Here is an 18,982-nt window from a genome sequence, read left to right as displayed (position 1 = left end):
GCGCTTGTTATTCATGGATTTCAGATACTTTCAATACTGAAACCAATACAAATAAAGCGCTAGCAGCTCCTTTTTTCTTAGCAATGGGCGCAATCCAAGCAAGGGGTGCCCAGCAAGGGCAGCCCGCAGCGAAGGAAGGGAGGGTTACTTGTTCAGGCTGTCGAAGTTCTTGCCTTCCGCCACCAGCTTTTGCAGCAGGGGTGCGGGCTTCCAGAACAGCGCGTCTTCCTTGGCGAAGACTTCGATATCGGCCAGCACCTTGTCCAGCCCCTGCATATCAGCCCACTTCATGGGACCGCCGCGATGGCGCGGAAAGCCGTAGCCGGAGATAAAGGTCACGTCCACATCCAGTGGACGCAGGGCAATGCCCTCACCCACCACCTTGGCGCCTTCGTTGACCATGGCAGCCATGTAGCGGCGCATGATTTCCTCGGCGGCGAACTTGCGCGCGGTCACGCCCTTCTTGGCGCGCTCGGCATCCACAATCGCCAGCACTTCGGGATCATGCTGGCCAATGCGAGCACCTTGCGGGTAAAGGTAAAAGCCACGCTGGGTCTTCTGGCCAAACCAGCCGTTTTCGCAGATGCGGTCGGCAATTTCCACATAGCGGGCTTTGGGGTCGCGCGTGGCAGCGCGGCGCTTGCGCGTGGCCCAGCCAATGTCACCACCGGCCAGATCGGTGACCTGAAACGGGCCCATGGCAAAGCCAAAGCCACGCACGGCTTCGTCGATCTCGTAGGGGCTGGCACCGTCTTCCATGAGGTAGTCGGCAGCCTGCTTGTACGTGGCCAGAATGCGGTTACCAATAAAGCCATCGCAGACGCCGGCGCGCACCGGCACTTTCTTCATCTTCTTGGCCAGCTCGAAGGCTGTGGTCACCACATCTGCCGCAACCTTGGAGGGCACGACGATTTCCAGCAACTTCATGATGTTGGCGGGGCTGAAGAAATGCAGACCGATCACATCTTGCGGGCGGCTCGTGACGGCGGCGATCGCGTCAATGTCCAGGTAAGAGGTATTGGTGGCCAGCACGGCACCGGGCTTGCAAACGCGGTCCAGCTCCTTGAATACGGCCTTCTTGACGTCCAGGTCTTCAAACACGGCTTCGATCACCAGATCCACATCGGCAATGTCGTCATAGCTAGTCGAAGGCGTGTAGCGCGCCATCACGGCGGCCTTGGCCTCTTCCGTCATGCGGCCCTTGGCGATCAGACCGTTGTAAACCTTTTCTACATTGGCTTGGCCACGGGCGATGGCTTCAGCATCGCGTTCGATCATGGTCACGGCCAGGCCTGCATCCAGCGCCGACACGGTGATGCCCGCACCCATGGTGCCGCCGCCGATGATGGCGATCTTGGCAAAGTGGCGCGGTGCTGCAGCCTTAGCTTCGGGGATCTTGGCGGTTTCTTTTTCCGCAAAAAAGGCGTGAATCAGACCCTGACGCTGCGGGCTGTCTATGCAGGCCAAGAACTGGGCACGCTCAAACGCCAAACCTTCTGCAAAAGGCATATCCACGGCGGCTTGCACGCAGTCGATGATCTTCAGCGGCGAGAACAGGCCACGTGACTTCTTGGCCGTATCAGCGCGCAAGGTATCCAGTTCGGCATGAGCGGCGGCCTTGTCGGCAAGGCGGCTTTGATCGGTACTGGTGCGGCGCAGGGGTGCGCCCTGTGCCAACAGTTCGCGGGCATAGGCCAGACCGGCGGCCACTGGGTCGTTGCCCACTTCCAGCTTGTCAACCAGACCGGCGGCCTGAGCGGCCTTGGCGCTCAAGGGACTGCCGCTGAGCATCAGCTCAGTCGCAGCCTTCACGCCCATCAGGCGCGGTGCGCGCTGCGTGCCACCGGCACCAGGTATCAAACCCAGCGAAACTTCTGGCAAGCCCAGCTTCGCCGCAGGTAATGCCAGACGGTGATGGGCGGCCATGGCAATTTCCAGCCCCCCACCCAGCGCTGCGCCGTGAATCACGGCGACCACGGGCTTGGTGCAAGCTTCGATGCGGTTGCAGACATCCGGCAAGAAGGGCTCAACCGGCGACTTGCCAAATTCGCGGATATCAGCGCCAGCAATAAAGGCCTTGCCCTGCCCCACGATCAGCACGGCCTTGACGGCGGCGCTGGCATCTGCCTGCTCCATAGCGGCCACCAGCCCCTGTCGCACAGCTGCGCCCAGAGCGTTGACTGGCGGGTTGTTGATGGTGACCAGCAATACGTCGCCGTCTTGCTTGAGTTCAACGACAGAAGCTGCAGCCTCAGAAGTCATGCTTGTCTCCGTTATGGTTTTATGGAATAGGCATCATTCTTACGGCGACAATGTTTTCTAACAATCCCATGAATCATTGACAGACCGTCAAAGAAATTCGAACAATGAGCTATGGACTCGCAATCACTGACTCTGCTGGTTGAAATTATTGATAGCGGTAACCTCAGCCAGGCCGCGCGAAAGCTCAAGATGACTCGCGCGAATGTGAGCTATCACCTCACCCAGCTGGAGAAGGCTGCGGGCGTGCAATTGGTCAAGCGCACCACGCGGCGTGTGGAGCCGACAGAAATCGGCCTGCGCCTTTACGAGCATGGCCGCAACATTCACAACGAAATGCTGGCCGCACGCGAGGCCATTACGACGCTGGGACAGAGCCTACAGGGCCGGGTAGGCATCAGCGTGCCCAGCGGCTATGGCCAGATCGTGATGAGCGAGTGGCTGATCGAGTTCAAACGCCTGTATCCAGGCATCGTGCTCGACGTACTGTTTGAGAACCGTGCCGACAATCTGCGCGACGATATGGACATCATCATTCGTGTGATTCAGGAGCCGCCGCTGTCGCTGGTAGCACGCAGTCTGGGCACGGTGCGCTATCTGGCCTGCGCCTCGCGCGAATATGCCCAGACCCACGGCCTGCCCAAGACTTTGCACGCCTTGCGCGCCAGCCCACTGATTACGGCCGGGGTGACGGGGCGCCAACTGCGCCTGGCCGCCTACCTGGGCACAGAGCGCCACGAAGTGATGCTGGAGCCCACCATGATCTCCGAGCACTTCCCCTTTTTGCGCGACGGCATTCTGGCTGGTCTGGGCGTGGGTCTGGTGCCCGACTATGTGGTGCAAGACAAGCTGGCCACTGGCGAGGTGCTGACCACGCTGGATGAATACCGGCTCAGCATCTTTGGCACGCACATGTACCTGCTGTACCTGCCCAACCGCCACCAGACCAAGGCCGTGCGCACCTGCATAGACTTTTTGCTGGCCAAGGCCCAACCCGAGGAAGAAGCCAGACTGGCCGCGCAGCCAAAGCTCTGAGCCTCAACATAAAACGCCAGCTTTTACGCTGGCGTTTTGGCGTGGAAGAAGAACTTCAGGGCAACTTGCGGTCCCAATTCTGCTGACGCCATCTACTGGGGCTTTGTTGAAAGTGCTTGCTGAACCAGCGCGTGAAAGAGCTGTTCTCCGCAAACCCGGTCAGCGTAGCCGCCTCGCTGATGGACAGCTGCGCGTTTTGCAGCGCCCGTAGCGCGGCCTGGCTGCGCACGGCATCCAAGGTTTCCTGAAAGCTGGTGTTGTTCGCCTCAAGATGCCGTTGCAACGAGCGCGCCGTAAAGCCCATCGCCCCAGCCACATGGGCAATGCTGTGGCGGCCATGCGGCAGCAGAGATTGCAAAGTGCTGCGCACCTGCTGCTCCAGCGACTTGGATGCTGGACGCGGCGCATGGCTTTCCATCAGGCTGCGAGCATGGCTTTCCATCAGGCTGTCGTGATCGACGTTGAGCCCCGTCATCTCGTCATTGCTCACCACAATGCCGTCAAAGTCCGAGGAAAAAACAATCTCGCTGCCCAGCACACGGCGGTGGCTCAAGGTGCTGCTTGGCGAGCTGTGCGAGAAATGAATGCTGCTCGGGTTCCAGCTCTTGCCCAACTGGTGACGGCACAGGCTCAGCAACGCGGTAATCCCCAGCTCTGTGGGGTGGCGACCCGGGCTATCGCGCTCGGTATCCAGGTGCAGCTGAATGATGGAGTAGCGGCCCTGCGTCACCACCTCGGTGGTCACCGTGCTGCTGATGAGGTGGTTGTAATCCTTGAGCGTCTTGAGCATCGCGGACAGACTTTCCTGATGCTGCAGCAACAGGCTGATAGGCCCGAAGTCGGACAAGCGCCAATAAGAGCCCATGAGCAGGCCCAGCGACGCATGGCCCGTCTGGGCAGACGAAGCCTCCAGCAGCGTGGCAAAAGCGGATTCAGGAACCAGCAGATCGGGGGAGTTCAGGCAGCTGTGATCCAGACCCACTTTGCGGAACATGCTCAGCGGGTCGATTCCCAGCTCATTCGCCACTCTGGCGTATTTGCTCAGGCTCACACTTCGGATACGGGGCTTCATCGTGACCAACAAATCTCTTGACCTGAGTCCTGCGCGCGGCTCAAGTTCATCTATGGGATGCAGGCCTTTGGCGTAGTCCTGCGTTTTTAGACTTTGATATTTATCAATGTAAAGATAACAAGTCAATCAATAGATACCACTAGAGCCTTGACAGCCCTGACCCCAGGAAAGCCGGTTCCCCTCTGAAAACTCGCACTCACCCTGAAGCTTTTGCTTACTCACTGGCAGTCCATTGCAAGCCTTGAGACCTACACAACGCGCATCCAACCAGCCCACGCCTGCCGCCTAGGGTTTTCCATTTGCTGACGCAGAGGGCAACAAGCTGACGCGATTGGTCAAGCACTCCCAAGCCTGCAGCACTGAAAATTTTTCCCATCTGCCGGTGTGAGTGGATACAGCGCCAAGCCTTTCTGAAGGCCTCGCTTCACAGACTCTTGGCACCGCTTGTGATGCGCTCGGAACAAGGCCAAAACACCTTGTCCAACCAGAGCCGCAGCCGTTTATAGAATTGAGGAAAAGACGATGAAAGTCGAACAACTAACCTGCAGCATTGGTGCTGAAGTTTCCGGCATCAGCCTGGGTGATGCCTCACGCGATACCGGTCTGGCCGAAGAAATCCGCGCCCTGCTGCTCAAGCACAAGGTACTGTTCTTCCGCGATCAAGACATTACACGCGGTGAGCATGCTGCCTTTGCCCGCCACTTTGGCGATCTGGAAGACCATCCCGTCGCTGGCAGCGACCCAGACCACCCCGGCCTAGTCCAGATCTACCGCAGCGACAAGCGCGAGAACTACGAAAACACCTATCACACCGACGGCCAGTGGCGCGAGACGCCCACCATGGGCTGCGTGCTGCGCTGCGTCGAAGGCCCTGCCGTGGGTGGCGACACCATCTGGGTCAACATGGCAGAGGCCTACCGCAATCTGCCTGAGGACATCAAGCAGAAAATTGACGGCCTGAAGGCCAAGTCCAGCATCGAGCATGGCTTTGGGGCGGTCATGCCCGAGGAAAAGCGTCTGGAGCTCGGTCGCCTGCACCCTCCGGTCGAGCATCCTGTGGTTCGCACTCACCCCGAAACCGGTGAGAAGATTCTGTATGTCTGCAGCTTCACCACCCACTTCGCCAACTACCACACGCCCGAGAACGTGCGCTACGGTCAGGACAAGACACCCGGTGCCAGCATGCTGCTGAACTACCTGATCAGCCAGGCCGCCATTCCTGAGTATCAGGTTCGCTTTCGCTGGAAACCCGGCAGCGTTGCCATGTGGGACAACCGCTGCACCCAGCACTACGCCGTGCAGGACTACTGGCCCGCACCGCGCAAGATGGAACGCGCAGCCATCATTGGCGACAAGCCGTTCTAAAAATCAAATGCTGTAGGGCTCCTTGATGGACTCCCGTGCAGCGGTTTCAGCACAGCTTGATTGATCGCTAAAACCATAGCTGCTAGCGCATACATCGTCTAAAAATCACCATAAAAATAGCTGCAAGTGCTTTATAAAAAAGCGCTTGCAGCTATTGTTTTTTGTACAGCGGAAATCTGCTTGGTAAGTCCAGGATTAAAGGCTGGGCCTCGCTCTTCATTTTTTTCGTATCAGGACGAGCATCACGGCAAAGCTCAAAACGAAATAGGTGAAGTACGTGAATACGGCTGAAGCTGCGATAGTCCATTCGCACTTTGCCGCTATGACCAGCGGAAGCACAAGCAACGCGCGAATATCCATGCATTACATGAGTCAGCGGAAGACTCGCTAGAAAGAGCCCCATGATGCAAATCAGCCGCTTGCATGCTTGTAACTCCCCATAAAAAAAGGTCTCGCTAAGGAGACCTTTTTATTGCCAATGTCAGTTCAGCAGACGCCATGCTCACGCAATATATCGCTGCATTGCGCCCGGCTTGTCATCAGGCTGTCTTGCGCAAGAAACCTTGATTGCCGCCGTTGCGGTTAGGTGCAAAGCCGTTGGCGGCCAAGCTCTCTTCCACCGTGTCGTAGAACACACCGATCTTGCTGATCTCGCGGGCTTCCTTGGCCGTGGCAATGGGACGACCAAATTCGCGCGAGATGCGCACCAGCTGCTCGATTTGCGAAACGGTGCTGGCCTTTTCGGTGCGAGTCTGGTTCCACAGGCAGTCTTCGGTGCCGCAGCGCACATGCAGACCAGCGGCAATGCCCCACATGTTGACGGGCAGCACATTGCGCACATTGCTTTCCACCGTCAGCACCGCGCCATCGGGTACGGAGCGCACAAAATTGGCCAGGCTATACAGGCTGGGCGTATCCATGCCACCGGCAATGGCCACCCAGTTCATGACCAGCGGGCCCATGTAAAAGCCTCGGCGCATCAAACGCTCCACCGATTCAAAGCTGTTCAGGTTGTAGCACTGGAAGGCGCTCTGAATGCCGGCCTTAGTCAAGCGACGCACATGCTCTTCCACCCAGCCGGGCTGGGCGGGCACGGTCATCTCCTTGTAGGCATTGAACAGCGCGGGGTTCTGTCGCGAGGTACCCGCAAAGTCAGCGTCTTCCGCCTGATCGGTTACGTTCATTTGCGAGGTGTTGACCGTCACGGTCACCTGATCGGGCACAGGGTCCAGATCCGCCAGCATGTGGCGGGTATCGTCGCTCAGCCACTTGGCGGCCTGGCCTTCGTCTTCGGGGGCGAAACTGATGGAGCCACCGACTTGAATAATCATCTCGGGCACGGCTTTGCGCACGCCAGCCACCAGTTCGTTGAACTTGGACAAGCGCTTGCTGCCCTTGCCATCCAACTCACGCACATGCAGGTGCAGCACGGTGGCACCGGCGTTGTAGCAATCCACCGCCTTCTGGATTTGCGCGTCCATGGTGACTGGAATGTCTTCAGGAAAATCCGAAGGCAACCAGCCCGGCGCGTAAGGCGCTGCGGTAATGATCAGGGGCTGCTGGTTTTCGGGGAACAGATGGCCGTCGAGAAAGTTCATTGCTAGTCTCCAATTTGAATGCGGATTTCGACCGACAGCAAAACCTGAGCATGCCTCTCATCTGCAATGCCACCAGACATTCATACAGACATGAGCTACGCCAGCCAGCAGGCACCGGAGCGTCGAAATTGAAAGCAAATTCAATGTAGATCAGCTGTTCTGAGACCATTTACCCTATCGCGTTCAGAGCTTGGCAAAGTGCGCCACAAGGGTTGTACGCCCTGCTGCGGCCCACTGTCTTGTCAAACGCCTGCAGGCTAAATCACCCACGCCATGCGGCTTCGATTGCGGCAATATCGATTTTTCTCATGCCCATCATGGCGTCAAAAGCACGCTTGGCCGCTGCGCGATCAGGATCGCTGATGGCTGTCGTCAGCACGCGCGGCGTGATTTGCCATGACAGCCCCCACTTGTCTTTGCACCAGCCGCATTGGCTTTCCTGCCCGCCGTTGCCAACAATGGCGTTCCAGAGCCGATCCGTTTCTTCCTGGCTGTCCGTCGCCACCTGAAATGAGAATGCCTCGCTGTGCTTGAAGGCTGGCCCTCCGTTCAAGCCCAGACATGGAATGCCCATTACGCGGAATTCGACGGTCAGTACATTGCCTTGCTTGCCTGCAGGATAGTCACCCGGTGCATGGCTGACAGCCCCCACTGAACTATCAGGAAAAGTCTGGGAGTAGAACTTTGCGGCTTCCAGAGCCTCGCTTTCATACCAGAGGCAAATCACATTTTTGCTGACCATAAGAGCACTCCTGAAAAAAGGCAGAGACATGTCTGCGGGTGGTGAAACCTTCTCAAGCAACCGTGGATATCTTCGACTCGCAACGTCATCAAATTGGACTCGCATTCGCCAGCCAACTCAATACCAAGAGCAATCTGCGCGGGCATCAGCCACCCATAGAGCCTTTGCGCACCGCAACGGTTGCAGCAACAGGCTGAGCGGTACCCACCGACAGGTTTACATATCCATCAGAGCTGACCTGCGTCACCGCCAAAGCCTGGGGGACAGGCTTTCACTGTAGGTAACCGCTCTAAAAGAGCATCTGCTCACTGTCAGAAAAAATACGCACCTGGATGGAACACACCAGATCAGCCGACTCTGCTTTAGATCAAGCCAACCCAGTCTATTTTTGTATAGTCATATAATTGACTACACATATATAAGACACAGATTCTTGAAACCTACGATCAGTTGACGTCATGAAATTCACACTAAACGGCCAGGAAGTGGATGCGCAAAGCGCCACTGCCGACACTCCTCTTCTGTACGTGCTGCGCAATGACATGCAGCTCAACGGTCCTAAATTTGGTTGCGGCCTGGGCGAATGCGGTGCCTGCGCCGTGTTGATCGACGGCAAGGTGGCGCGCTCCTGCTCGGTGCCCTTGAATGCAGTCGCCGGCAAGAAGGTCACAACGCTTGAAGGCCTGTCGCCGGATGCCAGCAAGGCCGCCAGCGCCAAGGCGTTGCAAGACCGCGCCGTGCTGGATGTCAGCGCTGCCAAAAACGATGCGCCCGCCGCATCGCGCACCTACACCCTGCATGTGGTCCAGCAGGCTTTCGTCGATGCTCAAGCAGCACAGTGCGGCTACTGCACCAACGGCATGGTCATGGCACTGGTGGCCTTGTTCAACCAGCAGCCCAAGGCCACGGACGATGAGATCAAGCACGCCCTGTCTGGGCATCTGTGCCGCTGCGGCACCCATGTGGAAATCATGCAGGCCGCCGCACGTGCCCGCGAATTGATTGCCCAGGGTCATAGCCCTGCCATTCCCGCCGCCGGCGCATCCACACCAGCAAAGGCTGCCTGATCATGAAATTCTTCACCAAAGACAATCAAGCCCAGCTTACCCGTCGCCAGCTGCTCAAGGCCGGCGGCATGCTCATGGTCGGATCCGTCGCGGGCAGCCATTTGCTGATGGCCCAGACCGCCCCCGAAGCCGCCGCCAAGGGCGCTTTTGCGATTCCTTCGGCCAAGATGGTGGACAGTTTCATCGCCATTGGCGCTGATGGCTCCGTCACCGCCTACAACGGTCACGTGGATCTGGGCACCGGCATCCGCACCGCGCTGGGTCAACTGGTGGCTGACGAGCTGTATGTGGACTTTTCTGCCGTGACCATGGTGCTCGGTCATACCGCCCGCACGCCCGATCTCGGACCCACGATTGCCAGTAACACCATTCAGGTTTCATCCCTGCCCATGCGCCACGCCGCAGCGCAGGTGCGTCAGCTGCTGATCAAGCTGGCCAGCGAAAAATCCGGCGTTCCCGCCGAGCGTATCACCACACAAAAGGGCGCGGTCATTGCAGGCGGCAAGCGCTTTGGCTATGGCGAACTGGTCCAAGGTCTGGACCTGCAGATCGAAGTGGACGAAAAGATCGAGCTGCGCAAATCGGGCTTTGAGTACATCGGCAAGAGCATTCAGCGCGTGGACATTCCCAACAAGGTGCTGGGTGCCCTGACCTATATCCACGACCTGCGCGTGCCAGGCATGCTGCATGGCCGTGTGATTCGCCCGCCCTACACCGGCGCTGACGCTACGGCACCTTTGGGTTCCAGCCTGGTGTCGGTCGATGAAAAGTCCATCGCCCACCTGCCAGGCATCGTCAAGGTCGTCGTCAAGGGCGACTTCGTTGGCGTGGTCGCTGAGCGTGAAGAGCAGGCCATTGCGGCCATGCGCCAGCTCAAGGTCACCTGGAAGGAATGGGCGGGTCTGCCTGACCTGTCCCTGAACGGACTGCACCAAACCCTGGTCGATCACACCAAGACAGATCGTGTGCTGCAAGAAGATGAAGGCGCTCTGCAAGCGGTAGAGCAAGCCAAGATTCAGCTGACACGCGACTACGTCTGGCCCTATCACGCCCATGGCTCCATCGGCCCATCCTGCGCGATTGCTGAAGTCGGCGATGCTCAGATTCAGGTCTGGACCGGATCCCAAAACCCTCACGACGTGTGCAAGGACATCTCCAAGCTCATGGACGTGAATGCCGACAACGTCAACGTGACGCGCCTGGAGGCCTCTGGTTGCTATGGCCGCAATTGCGCCGATGACGTCTGCTCTGATGCCGTCCTGATGTCTGCGGCTGTTGGCGGCAAGCCCGTGCGCGTGCAATTGATGCGCGAGCAGGAGTCCGGCTGGGAGCCCAAGGGCACCGGCCAGCTGATCCGCGTGCGCGGCGGCATGGATGAGCAGCACAATGTGACGGCCTACGAGCTGCGTACTTGCTACCCATCCAACAATGCCTCCGCACTGGCTCTGATCCTCACGGGCAAAGTCTCGGCCAAGATTGATGCGCAGCAAATGGGTGACCGCACGGCGATTCCGCAGTACGAATATCCCAAGATGCGCATGATTTCGCAGGATGCCGTGCCCATCGTGCGTGCCTCCTGGATGCGCGGCGTTTCCGCCCTGCCCAATGTGTTTGCGCATGAATCCTGGATTGATGAGTGCGCCTATCTGGCCAAGGCCGACCCTATCGAGTACCGCCTGCGCTACCTCAAGGACCCGCGCGCCGTGGCGCTGATTGCTGAAGCCAAGAAGCAATGCAACTGGCAGGACGGCCCAGCCCATCGCAACCCTGCACCTGCAGACCAACGCCTGGTCAAGGGTCGCGGTTTTGCCTATGCGCGCTACATCCACAGCAAGTTCCCAGGCTACGGTGCAGCCTGGGCGACCTGGGCCGTCGATGTAACCGTGGACCGCGAAACCGGTGAAATCAAGGTGGACAAGGTCTTTGTCGCACAAGATACCGGCGCCATGGTCAACCCCGCAGGCGTGCGCCACCAGGTGCACGGCAATGTGGTGCAGTCTACTAGCCGTGTGCTCAAGGAATTTGTCACTTTCGACAAGAGCGGTGTGACCTCGCTGGAATGGGGTGGCTACCCCATCCTGCGCTTTGACGAGCTGCCAGAGATCGACTCTTTGCTGGTCGAGCGCCCCAACGAAGCACCCATGGGCGCTGGCGAATCGGCCTCCGTGCCCAGCGCTGCTGCCGTTGCCAATGCCTTCTTTGACGCCACTGGCGTGCGCCTGTTTGAAGTGCCCTTCACGCCCAGCCGCGTGCTGGCCGCACTCAAGGCAGCCAAAGCCGACACCGGCACCGCTTCGTCCAAGTGACCCCACAGATAAAGAGCACACACATGCGAACGTTCAAAAAAATCCTGATTGGCGGTGCGGCACTGGTTGCCGTGCTGGCAGTCGCCGGTCTGGCACTCACCCATCAGGGCGAGATTGCCACGCAAGCCAGCATTCCATCCGCTGACTTCACTCCTCAGCAAATCGCCAAGGGCAAGCTGCTGGCCGCCATGGGTGACTGCGCCGTCTGCCATACCGCAGCCAATGGCAAGACCAATGCCGGCGGTCTGGCCATGCCCAGCCCCTTCGGCACCATCTACACCAGCAACATCACGCCAGACATGCAGACCGGCATTGGCAGCTGGACCTATGAAGCCTTTGAGCGCGCCATGCGCCACGGCGTGGACCGCGAAGGCCAGTACCTCTATCCCGCCTTCCCCTACACCGCCTTCAGCCGCGTGACTGATGAAGACATGAAGGATCTGTACGCCTTCCTGATGAGCGAGCCCGCTGTATCGAATGAAGCGCCCAAGACCGCGCTGAATTTCCCCTACAACGTGCGCCGCGGCATTGCCGCCTGGAACTGGCTCAACCTCAAGCCCGGCGTGGTGGCTGACGATGCACAGCAAGCCCCCGAGTGGAAGCGCGGTGCCTATCTGGTCGAAGGTCTGGGCCACTGCAGCGCCTGCCACACCCCACGCAACGGCATGGCCGCTGAGAAGACTGGCGAATTCCACTTTGCAGGCGGCAGCGCCGAAGGCTGGGACGCTCCCGCTCTGACTTCCAAGTCGGCATCGCCCCTGCCCTGGACCAAGGGTGATCTGGTTGAGTACATGAAGACCGGTTTCTCCGAGCGCCATAGCGTGGCTGCCGGCCCCATGGCTCCCGTGGCCCACGGTCTGTCACAGCAAAGCGATGCCGACATTGACGCCATTGCCACCTATCTGATGAGCTACCGCGACGCCGATGCCGCCCCTGGCGATGCCAAAGCGCTGATCGAAGAGAAGACTGCCAAGCCCAGGCTGGCGCTGGACACTGAAGGCTACCGCCTGTACCAAGGTGCCTGCATAGCATGCCACCGCGCTGACCCTTCGGCCAGCACCTTTGGCGTGCGCCCGCAATTGGCACTGAGCACCAGCCTGCATTCCGCCTCGCCTGACAACGCCATCATGGCCGTACTGGAAGGCGTGCAAAACCCAGCCCATGCAGATCTGGGTACCATGCCCGCTTTCCGCCACGCATTAAGCGATGCGCAGATCGCCACCCTGCTCAACACCATGCGCATGCAATACGGTGTGGATGGATGGAAAGACCTGCCCGCCAAGGTAGGCCAGCTACGTAAGCAGACGGCAGCGCAGACCCACTGACCCGCTGCTTGAAAGCCAGGCCTTCCCGGCGTCCGCTTGCGGGCCCGGGAAGGCCTTTTTCATGCACCCTCTTCAGGACCCGTTAAGGGTTCACACACATAGAAATAACATCTGCCAAACGCCAATATGCGAGCAGGTGGGGCTACAGAAGGAACCATTCAATGGACAACATCGATGTCATGGTGCTCAAGGCATTGCGGGACTGGCGCGCAGCAGGTCAACACGCCTTGCTGGCCACCGTCGTGCGCACCTGGGGCTCTTCGCCAAGACCCGTGGGCTCCATGATGGCGCTGCGCGAAGACGGCCGCGCCATAGGCTCGGTCTCTGGCGGCTGCATTGAAGATGATTTGATTGCGCGCCACACCCATTCGCTGAACCAGAACCAAGGCATTCCGGATGGTCCGCCGCAACTGGTGCGCTACGGCGTCAGCGCCGACGAGGCCCACCGCTTTGGCCTGCCCTGCGGCGGCACGCTGGAGCTGCTGCTCGAATTCAATCCGGATGCGGTCAGCCTGCATGATCTGGTACAGCAGCTGGAAGGCGGCTCGTTGGTGCAGCGCGCCGTGGACTGCGCCAACGGCCTCGTCACCCTGACACCGACCCAGCAGCCCGGCACGCTGGAGTTTGACGGCCACACGCTCACCAACCACCTTGGCCCCGGCTACCGCATGCTGCTGATTGGCGCAGGGGCGCTAGCCGAATATCTGGCCACGATGGCGCTGTTCAATGGTTTCACCGTCACCGTCTGCGACCCGCGCGAGGAATACATAGGCAGCTGGTCTGTGCCGCAAGTCAGCAAGGTGATGGACATGCCTGACGATGCCGTCACCGCCTTCAAGCCCGACGCGCGAAGCTGCATTGTAGCCCTGACGCACGACCCAAAGCTGGACGATCTGGCCCTGCTCGAAGCCGTGCAAAGCGCCGCCTTTTACGTGGGTGCCATTGGTTCGCGCCGCAACAACCAGGCAAGGCGCGAACGCATGATGGAGCATTTTGGCGAGACCGAAGAGTCGCTGGCCAAGCTGCGCGGGCCCATCGGCCTTTATATCGGCAGCAAAACTCCGGCCGAGATTGCGGTGAGCGTGATGGCCGAAATTCTGGCTGTGAAAAATGCAGTGCCGCTGCCGCAAGCCATGTCGGTAGAAGTGGCCAAACACGAACAGGACATCGTGATGAACGAGGCCAGCACGCATTGCGCAATTCCAGAAATCGTCAGCCCGGCAAGCGCGGCGAAACAGCCCTGACAAGCACGAGGAAACAAGTCCTTTCATACATCGCAACATAAAGTGCGGCCTGCGGGCCGCACTATGCTTTTTGGAGCACGCATCCGGCGTACTATTGCCGCCTGAATGACGACCGCCAAGAAAAAGAAATCGCCTGCGCGCAAGCGCAGCCTTGCTTCCAGAACTGCTGCCTTCGGCATCTTCCGCATCAAGCGCTTTGTGCTGTCAGCCGGAGCCTCGGCGCTTGCCAGCTTTCAGATTGCCAGTTGCAACTTCGACCCCGCCTCGTCGGCTGACAAGCTGCTCAATCAGGCGCTGGCTGCGCTGCATATTCAGACGCTGAACATCCCTGCACTGAGCGCTCTCAATGAGACTCTCAGCGCCTTTCGCAAAAACGGCTGGCCAGATCTCAGTGCCCCTGCAGGCCACACCAGCTCCGTGGGCGGCAAGGTGGAGAAGGCCGATGTCACGGCTTCTGGCCAGCCCACGCGCTTTGCCAACTGCTCACAGTTCTTTCCCGGTGGCAAGGCCCCGACTCTGCAACTTCACCCGCATGAACGCGAGCTGTGCTTCAGCAGCTTTGCTGTGCTGCACAACGGCTCGACCAAGACGCCAGTCTTTGTCGCCCAGCGGCTGAACCGTCGCCTGCTGGAGCAAGGCCAGGGCCTGAAGCGCGCCGACAAGTTCTATGCCGATGCCCGCCTTCCCCGGGCTGAGCGTTCAGAGCTGGACGACTACAAACATTCCGGCTACTCGCGCGGCCACATGGCACCAGCTGCAGACATGAGCACGCCCGAGGCCATGGCGCAAAGCTTTAGTCTGGCGAATATGGTTCCGCAAAACCAAATACACAACGCAGGTGCATGGAGTCAGGTGGAGCAAGCCACGCGCAAATATGCGCTGCGCGCCAAGGGCGATGTCTATGTTTTCACCGGCCCCGTCTTCAGCAAAAATGCAGCAGCGATTGGCCCTGGCAAGGTCGCTGTGCCCGACTACATCTTCAAGCTGGTTTATGACGCCAGCACCGGCAAGAGCTGGGTCCACTGGCAGGCCAACAGTGCCGAGACCCGTACGGTCTCCCCCATTAGCTACGAAGAATTCACGCGCCGCACAGGTATGCCGCTGCTATCGTCCATTCCTGCGCAACGGGCCTGAATCAGCGCCTCAGGCCATCAAAAAAAGGAGCTGATAGCGCTATATAAATATAGATGTCGGCTAATAAATTAGCTGAGATTAATTATATTAAAGCGCTAAAAGCTCACTTATCTATAGCATTTTTCGCAGCCTCTGACGATGATGGCGACATCTTTTTCATCCCTAGCCAAGCATCCACTCAAGGCATGGCCGTCTCACGCAGGCTGTCCACCAACAGCTGAGTGGCCGGCGTTTTCGCTCGTCCTCGCAGCGTGATGATGCCCACATGCGGCAGCTCGATAGGCAACTTGAGATTCAGGATGCACAGCAGGCCCTGGCGCTCGAAATGCTCGGCAACGCTGCGGGCCAGAAAACCAATCGCTGGCCGCTGCTGCATGCTCGATAGCGTGACCAGAAAAGACGAGGTTTCTATGATGTCCGTCGGCGGCACCAGCTGGTGCTTGTAGAACATCTGGGCCAGCTTGGAGCGGGATGAAGCCCATGGCGGCGGCACCACCCAGGGCAGTTGCGCCAGCACGGTCCAGTCCGGCTGCGGCGTCTTGGCCAAGGGATGCTCGGGGCTCACCACAATGCACATGGTCTCGGGATACAGAGACTCGGTTTCCAGATCCGGCGATGCATAGCCGGGTTCCAGCCGGCCCACGATCAAGTCCAGCTCTCCTACACGCAGTCTGGGCAGCAGCCGCGTGAGGTCGCCTTCCTCCACCATGACTGTCGTCAGTGGAGAGTGCTGCTTGAGCCGCAAAATGGCCGGCATCAGCAGGCTGGGCAGGGCGACCACCATCGCCCCCACGCTGGTCCTGCCCACGCCGCCGCTGGCCTGCGCCGTAATTTCATCGCGCGTGCGCTGGTAATCGGCAAGCACCGAGCGGGCAAAGCGCACCACGGTGACTCCATGGGCCGTGGGCTCGGTGCCTCTGGTGGAGCGCACGAACAGCTGCAGATCGAACATCTTTTCGATCTCCACCAGCATCTTGGATACCGCAGGCTGGGTGATCGACAGAAACTCCGACACCCGTCCCAGGTGTCGAAACTCGTCCAGCGCCACCAGCAATTGCAGGTGGCGCAGCTTCAGGTTGGAACGAAGAACACGGTCTATCTGGCTCATGGGGTGCTGGCAGGATCCGACGTTTCATAACCTCTAAGTTATGAAGCGAGTCCGCTATGTCATTAGATTGCAATCATTATCTTCAGAATAATCCGCGGGCAGACCCTAAAACAATGATTCGGAGACAACGATGAATCCCTCCCGCCCCATGACCAGGCGCCAACTCGTACTTGGCAGCCTAGGCGCAGCTGCCTTGACTACGGCACCGGCACGCGTGTTCGCCGCCGAGTACCCTGAGCGCCCCATCACTTTCATCTGTCCCTGGCCGGCAGGCGGCACCGCAGATCGCTCCATGCGCGTCATCTGCCAGATCGCGGCCCGCGAACTCGGCCAGCCGATTGCACTGGAAAACCGCGCCGGCGCATCCGGCATGATCGGCTCCAAGGCCCTGTCTTCGGCACGACCTGACGGCTACACCATCGGTCAGATACCAATCTCCGTGACGCGTTTCTCTCAGCTGGGCACCGTACAGCTCGATCCGCTCAAGGACTTCATCTATCTGGCGCGGACCTCGGGTCAGACCTTCGGCATTGCCGTGCCCGCGAACTCTCCGTTCAAGTCTTTGCGCGACGTGGTCGCCAAGGCCAAGGCCCAGCCCGGCGTCATCACCTATGCGCATGCCGGTATCGGCGGTGCCACCCATGTGGGGATGGAGCAGTTCGCACAGGCCGCTGGCGTGAAATTCAACTCCATCGCCTACAAGGGCGGTTCGGCAGCCTTGCAGGACGTGCTCGGCGGACAGGTCGACCTGCTGGCCGACAGTTCCTCCTGGGCACCACATGTCGAAGCCGGCAAGATGCGCCTGCTGGCCACCTGGGGCGAGTCGCGCACGCCACGCTTCAAGGACACACCCACACTCAAGGAGCTGGGTTTTGACGTGGTGGTGGAAGCACCCAACGGCATCGGCGCGCCCAAGGGCTTGCCTGCCGCCGTCGAAAAGCGACTGCGCGATGCCTTCCGCAACGCCGTCAACAGCGAGGAGTTTCGCAAGGTGGCCGAGAGCATCGACGCTCCGGTCATGTACCAGGACGGCCCTGATTACCGTAAATACATACAGGCCGTCTACCAGCAAGAGACCGATCTGATCCGCAAGCTCAATCTCAAGGAGCTGATGGCCAAGGGCTGATCCCCCTGCCATTGCCTGTCCCGCCCGCTTGCAGCTTTCCTACTTTTCCCATGAACCACAGCTCCCTGCTTCGTCTGCACCCGAACGACAACGTACTGGTTGCCAAGACCGCCATTGCCCTGGGCGAGGTGATCGCCGAATTCGGCGTGCGCGCCAGGGCGCAGATTCCCGCCGGCCACAAGATCGCAGCGCGGGCCATTGCGGCCGGTGAAAGCGTGTTGAAGTACGACACCATGATCGGCGTGGCCGCGCGCGACCTGCAAGCCGGTGACTATGTGCACAGTCACAACCTCTCCCTGGTGGACAGCTACCGCGACCCGGCTTTTTGCCAGGACGTACGTGCTGTGGATTTTGTCCCAGAGGAGCAACGCGCGACCTTCATGGGCTTCGAGCGAGCCGGTGGCGGCGTCGGCACGCGCAACTTCATCGGCATTCTGTCGTCGGTGAACTGCTCGGCCACGGTGATCAAGCGCATTGCGGCGCATTTCACGCCCGAACGCCTGGCCGCATTTCCCAATGTGGACGGTGTAGCCGCCTTTGCGCAGTCCAGCGGCTGCGGCATGTCGTCGCCCAGCGAGCATTTCGACCTGCTGCGCCGCACGCTGGCCGGCTATGCCCGCCACCCCAACCTGGTCGGCGTGCTCATCGTGGGCCTGGGCTGCGAGCGCAACCAGGTCGATGCGCTGCTCGACTCCCAGAGTCTGGAATCCGGTCGCCTGCTGCGCACGCTGGTGATGCAGGAGGTCGGCGGTACGCGCCAGACAATAGAGGCCGGCATCCGTGCCATCGAAGAAATGCTGCCCGAAGCCAACGCCGCCCAGCGCACGCGGGTCAGCGCGCAGCATCTGAAAATCGGGCTCGAATGCGGCGGCTCCGATGGTTTCTCCGGCATTACTGCCAACCCCGCGCTCGGCGCCGCGATGGACTTGCTGGTGCGCCACGGCGGCACCGCCATACTGTCCGAGACGCCCGAGATCCATGGCGTGGAGTTCATGCTCACTCGTCGCGCGGCCACCCCGGAAGTCGGACAAAAACTGCTGGATCGCCTGGCCTGGTGGGAGCACTATGCGGCCGGCCAGAACGCACAGTTCAACGGCGTGGTGGGCCACGGCAACCAGGCCGGCGGTCTGGCCAATATTTTCGAAAAATCGCTGGGCTCGGCCATGAAGGGCGGCACCACGCCGCTGCGTGCCGTGTACGAATATGCCGAGCCCATAGACCAGGCGGGCTTCGTCTTCATGGATTCACCCGGCTACGACCCCGTGGCAGCAACAGGCCAGATTGCCAGCGGAGCCCAGCTGATCTGCTTTACCACCGGGCGCGGCTCCATGTTCGGCAGCAAGCCCGCGCCGACCATCAAGCTGGCGAGCAACACGCCGATGTTCCGCCGCCTTGAAGAAGACATGGACATCAACTGCGGCGTGGTGATCGATGGCGAGCTGTCCGTGCCCGAACTGGGCCAGCGCATATTCGAGCAAATTCTCTGGCATGCCTCTGGCGAACCGACCAAGAGCGAGTTGCTGGGCCTCGGCGACCACGAGTTCGTGCCTTGGCATCTGGGCATCGTGAGTTGATTCTTCGCCTCCCCTTCTTACTTAAAT

14 protein-coding genes are annotated in these 18,982 nt (G+C 59.8%); 9 read left to right on the top strand and 5 right to left on the bottom strand.

Features of this window, described 5'->3' with window-relative positions; all coding sequences use genetic code 11:
* Positions 1 to 144: 144 nt before the first annotated feature.
* Entirely contained in the window at positions 145 to 2,262 is a 2,118-nt protein-coding gene (locus CLU84_RS03615; RefSeq protein WP_099735981.1) for a 3-hydroxyacyl-CoA dehydrogenase NAD-binding domain-containing protein, read from the bottom strand.
* 111 nt (positions 2,263 to 2,373) lie between these two features.
* Between CLU84_RS03615 and CLU84_RS03610 the strand changes: the two genes are divergently transcribed.
* Complete coding sequence (locus CLU84_RS03610) at positions 2,374 to 3,294, top strand: LysR family transcriptional regulator (RefSeq protein ID WP_099735980.1); 921 nt, start codon at positions 2,374 to 2,376, stop codon at positions 3,292 to 3,294.
* 55 nt (positions 3,295 to 3,349) lie between these two features.
* Here CLU84_RS03610 and CLU84_RS03605 read toward each other — a convergent pair whose 3' ends face one another.
* Positions 3,350 to 4,366 carry an AraC family transcriptional regulator gene (locus CLU84_RS03605; RefSeq protein ID WP_099735979.1) on the bottom strand — a complete coding sequence of 339 codons (1,017 nt, stop codon included), beginning with the start codon at positions 4,364 to 4,366 and terminating at the stop codon, positions 3,350 to 3,352.
* Positions 4,367 to 4,888: 522 nt separating this feature from the next.
* Here CLU84_RS03605 and CLU84_RS03600 point away from each other — a divergent pair.
* Positions 4,889 to 5,731: a TauD/TfdA family dioxygenase gene (locus tag CLU84_RS03600; protein ID WP_099735978.1), complete on the top strand. Its 843-nt coding sequence runs from the start codon at positions 4,889 to 4,891 to the stop codon at positions 5,729 to 5,731.
* 539 nt (positions 5,732 to 6,270) lie between these two features.
* Here CLU84_RS03600 and CLU84_RS03595 read toward each other — a convergent pair.
* On the bottom strand, positions 6,271 to 7,329 hold the full coding sequence (locus CLU84_RS03595) for a 3-keto-5-aminohexanoate cleavage protein (protein ID WP_099735977.1): 1,059 nt from the start codon (positions 7,327 to 7,329) through the stop codon (positions 6,271 to 6,273).
* Between the two features lie 262 nt (positions 7,330 to 7,591).
* Positions 7,592 to 8,071, bottom strand: a complete 480-nt coding sequence (locus CLU84_RS03590) for a VOC family protein (RefSeq protein ID WP_099735976.1) — start codon at positions 8,069 to 8,071, stop codon at positions 7,592 to 7,594.
* A gap of 458 nt (positions 8,072 to 8,529) precedes the next feature.
* On the opposite strand from CLU84_RS03590, the gene CLU84_RS03585 reads away from it, so the two are divergent.
* The 5 genes from CLU84_RS03585 to CLU84_RS03565 all read left to right on the top strand — a co-directional run bounded on the left by CLU84_RS03585 (position 8,530) and on the right by CLU84_RS03565 (position 15,147).
* Positions 8,530 to 9,138 (top strand): (2Fe-2S)-binding protein, encoded by a 609-nt coding sequence (locus CLU84_RS03585; RefSeq protein ID WP_099735975.1) that lies wholly within the window; start codon positions 8,530 to 8,532, stop codon positions 9,136 to 9,138.
* Positions 9,139 to 9,140: 2 nt separating this feature from the next.
* Complete coding sequence (locus CLU84_RS03580) at positions 9,141 to 11,444, top strand: xanthine dehydrogenase family protein molybdopterin-binding subunit (protein ID WP_099735974.1); 2,304 nt, start codon at positions 9,141 to 9,143, stop codon at positions 11,442 to 11,444.
* A 23-nt stretch (positions 11,445 to 11,467) separates the two neighbouring features.
* Positions 11,468 to 12,769, top strand: coding sequence for a cytochrome c (locus tag CLU84_RS03575; protein WP_099735973.1), 1,302 nt, complete (start codon positions 11,468 to 11,470; stop codon positions 12,767 to 12,769).
* A gap of 161 nt (positions 12,770 to 12,930) precedes the next feature.
* Complete coding sequence (locus CLU84_RS03570; protein WP_099735972.1) at positions 12,931 to 14,013, top strand: XdhC family protein; 1,083 nt, start codon at positions 12,931 to 12,933, stop codon at positions 14,011 to 14,013.
* A 105-nt stretch (positions 14,014 to 14,118) separates the two neighbouring features.
* Positions 14,119 to 15,147 carry a DNA/RNA non-specific endonuclease gene (locus tag CLU84_RS03565; protein ID WP_099735971.1) on the top strand — a complete coding sequence of 343 codons (1,029 nt, stop codon included), beginning with the start codon at positions 14,119 to 14,121 and terminating at the stop codon, positions 15,145 to 15,147.
* Positions 15,148 to 15,325: 178 nt separating this feature from the next.
* Here CLU84_RS03565 and CLU84_RS03560 read toward each other — a convergent pair whose 3' ends face one another.
* Entirely contained in the window at positions 15,326 to 16,255 is a 930-nt protein-coding gene (locus CLU84_RS03560) for a LysR family transcriptional regulator (protein WP_099735970.1), read from the bottom strand.
* A 130-nt stretch (positions 16,256 to 16,385) separates the two neighbouring features.
* Here CLU84_RS03560 and CLU84_RS03555 point away from each other — a divergent pair, with 130 nt between their 5' ends.
* Together CLU84_RS03555 and CLU84_RS03550 are read left to right on the top strand one after the other, a co-directional pair.
* A complete protein-coding gene (locus CLU84_RS03555; RefSeq protein WP_099735969.1) occupies positions 16,386 to 17,381 on the top strand; it encodes a tripartite tricarboxylate transporter substrate binding protein in 996 nt (331 codons plus the stop codon).
* Between the two features lie 50 nt (positions 17,382 to 17,431).
* A complete protein-coding gene (locus CLU84_RS03550) occupies positions 17,432 to 18,955 on the top strand; it encodes a UxaA family hydrolase (RefSeq protein WP_099735968.1) in 1,524 nt (507 codons plus the stop codon).
* The last annotated feature ends 27 nt before the right edge of the window (positions 18,956 to 18,982 follow it).

Source organism: Comamonas sp. 26 (genome assembly GCF_002754475.1).
Taxonomy (GTDB): domain Bacteria; phylum Pseudomonadota; class Gammaproteobacteria; order Burkholderiales; family Burkholderiaceae_C; genus Comamonas.
Note: the sequence above shows the minus strand (reverse complement) of the source record. Positions and strands in the feature narration are given on the sequence as shown.

Excerpts from the sequence above, each read along its gene's own strand:
- CLU84_RS03615 (WP_099735981.1), bottom strand. The coding sequence starts at position 2,262 with ATGACTTCTGAGGCTGCAGCTTCTGTCGTTGAACTCAAGCAAGACGGC.
- CLU84_RS03610 (WP_099735980.1), top strand. The coding sequence starts at position 2,374 with ATGGACTCGCAATCACTGACTCTGCTGGTTGAAATTATTGATAGCGGT.
- CLU84_RS03605 (WP_099735979.1), bottom strand. The coding sequence starts at position 4,366 with ATGAAGCCCCGTATCCGAAGTGTGAGCCTGAGCAAATACGCCAGAGTG.
- CLU84_RS03600 (WP_099735978.1), top strand. The coding sequence starts at position 4,889 with ATGAAAGTCGAACAACTAACCTGCAGCATTGGTGCTGAAGTTTCCGGC.
- CLU84_RS03595 (WP_099735977.1), bottom strand. The coding sequence starts at position 7,329 with ATGAACTTTCTCGACGGCCATCTGTTCCCCGAAAACCAGCAGCCCCTG.
- CLU84_RS03590 (WP_099735976.1), bottom strand. The coding sequence starts at position 8,071 with ATGGTCAGCAAAAATGTGATTTGCCTCTGGTATGAAAGCGAGGCTCTG.
- CLU84_RS03585 (WP_099735975.1), top strand. The coding sequence starts at position 8,530 with ATGAAATTCACACTAAACGGCCAGGAAGTGGATGCGCAAAGCGCCACT.
- CLU84_RS03580 (WP_099735974.1), top strand. The coding sequence starts at position 9,141 with ATGAAATTCTTCACCAAAGACAATCAAGCCCAGCTTACCCGTCGCCAG.
- CLU84_RS03575 (WP_099735973.1), top strand. The coding sequence starts at position 11,468 with ATGCGAACGTTCAAAAAAATCCTGATTGGCGGTGCGGCACTGGTTGCC.
- CLU84_RS03570 (WP_099735972.1), top strand. The coding sequence starts at position 12,931 with ATGGACAACATCGATGTCATGGTGCTCAAGGCATTGCGGGACTGGCGC.
- CLU84_RS03565 (WP_099735971.1), top strand. The coding sequence starts at position 14,119 with ATGACGACCGCCAAGAAAAAGAAATCGCCTGCGCGCAAGCGCAGCCTT.
- CLU84_RS03560 (WP_099735970.1), bottom strand. The coding sequence starts at position 16,255 with ATGAGCCAGATAGACCGTGTTCTTCGTTCCAACCTGAAGCTGCGCCAC.
- CLU84_RS03555 (WP_099735969.1), top strand. The coding sequence starts at position 16,386 with ATGAATCCCTCCCGCCCCATGACCAGGCGCCAACTCGTACTTGGCAGC.
- CLU84_RS03550 (WP_099735968.1), top strand. The coding sequence starts at position 17,432 with ATGAACCACAGCTCCCTGCTTCGTCTGCACCCGAACGACAACGTACTG.